Source organism: Streptomyces sp. NPDC012935, assembly GCF_042900345.1.
In the GTDB taxonomy this organism is placed as follows: Bacteria; Actinomycetota; Actinomycetes; order Streptomycetales; family Streptomycetaceae; genus Streptomyces.
This window is the reverse complement of the sequence record NZ_JBIBBC010000069.1, coordinates 1-1523: the sequence shown is the minus strand read 5'-3', so window position 1 is coordinate 1523 and position 1523 is coordinate 1. Positions and strand designations below refer to the sequence as shown.

Below are 1523 nucleotides of genomic sequence, written 5' to 3'. Positions count from 1 at the left end.
TTCATCGTTCGACTTGCATGTGTTAAGCACGCCGCCAGCGTTCGTCCTGAGCCAGGATCAAACTCTCCGTGAATGTTTACCGGTGATCCGGTGCACACATCACGAGAGCGGAACATCGGGAGGAATGATCCCGACGTTCACAGCGTCCTCGCTGTGTTTATTTCAAAGGAACCTCGCCCCAGCAGAAGCTGGAGACGGGGTATCAACATATCTGGCGTTGACTTTTGGCACGCTGTTGAGTTCTCAAGGAACGGACGCTTCCTTCGTACTCACCCTCTCGGGCTTTCCTCCGGGCGCTTCCCTTCGGTCTTGCGTTTCCGACTCTATCAGATCTTTCCGACCCGATTTCCTCGGTGCTTTCCAGGTTCCCGCTTCCGCGTTTCCCTTTCCGGCGGTTCCGACTTTATCAGAAGTTTTGGACCGGACTGACCGGCCGTTCTTTTCCGATTCATCGGGAGAGGCTTCTCGGGAATCGATGTTCCACCGAAGCAGATAGGTTCTCAACCGCCCGGATCGGACTGCGTCCGCCTCCAGGCAACTGTTCGAATCTACCTCCCCGCTCGCGCCGTGTCAACGGCTCTTGCGGGGCGAAGAGGAGACTAGCAGCTCATCAGGCCCGTACGCACATCAAGCGGCGGTCGGCACGGCCGCGCTGCGCTCGGCCTGCTCGACATCACCCGTATCGCCCTCACGCGCGGCTCGGCCGCCGACGACATAGACGTAGACGAGGAAGGCCAGTTCGGCGAGGACGCCGATGGTGATGCGTGCCCAGGTGGGCAGTCCCGAGGGGGTCACGAAGCCTTCGATGGCGCCGGACACGAAGAGGACGAGCGCGAGGCCTATCGCCATGCCGAGGGCGGCTCGGCCTTCCTCCGCCAGGGCGGAGCGCCGGCTGCGAGGGCCGGGGTCGATCAGGGTCCAGCCGAGGCGGAGGCCGGTGCCGGCGGCGACGAAGACCGCCGTGAGCTCCAGCAGGCCGTGCGGGAGGATCAGGCCGAGGAAGGTGTCCAGGCGTCCTGCCGACGACATCAGGCCGATGCCGACACCGACGTTGAGCATGTTCTGGAAGAGGATCCAGAGCACGGGCAGGCCCAGGAAGACGCCGAGGATCAGGCAGAGCGCGGCCGCCCACGCGTTGTTCGTCCAGACCTGGGCCGCGAACGACGCCGCCGGATGGCTGGAGTAGTACGTCTCGTACTGGCCGCCGGGGCGGGTGAGTTCCCGGAGCTGACTGGGGGCCGCGATGGTGGCCTGCACTTCGGGGTGGGTGCCGATCCACCATCCGAGGAGGACCGCCACCAGCGTGGACAGGAGCGCGGTCGGCACCCACCAGTGGCGGCAGCGGTAGACCGCGGCGGGGAAGCTGTGCGCGAAGAAGCGGGTCACGTCGCGCCAGGAGGCTCGGCGTGTGCCGGTGACGGCGCTGCGCGCGCGGGCCACGAGCTGGCTGAGGCGGCCGGTCAGCTGGGGGTCCGGTGCGCTGGACTGTATCAGGGACAGGTGCGTGGCCGCCCGCTGGTAGA

1 protein-coding gene and 1 rRNA gene are annotated in these 1523 nt (G+C 65.5%); both read right to left on the bottom strand.

Going from position 1 to position 1523, the window contains the following annotated elements; all coding sequences use genetic code 11:
- Positions 1-73: ribosomal RNA gene (locus ACFY5C_RS41500) — 16S ribosomal RNA — on the bottom strand; the annotation flags it as partial.
- 554 nt (positions 74-627) lie between these two features.
- A partial coding sequence (locus tag ACFY5C_RS41495; RefSeq protein ID WP_389455268.1) for a stage II sporulation protein M occupies positions 628-1523 on the bottom strand: 896 nt, incomplete at its 5' end.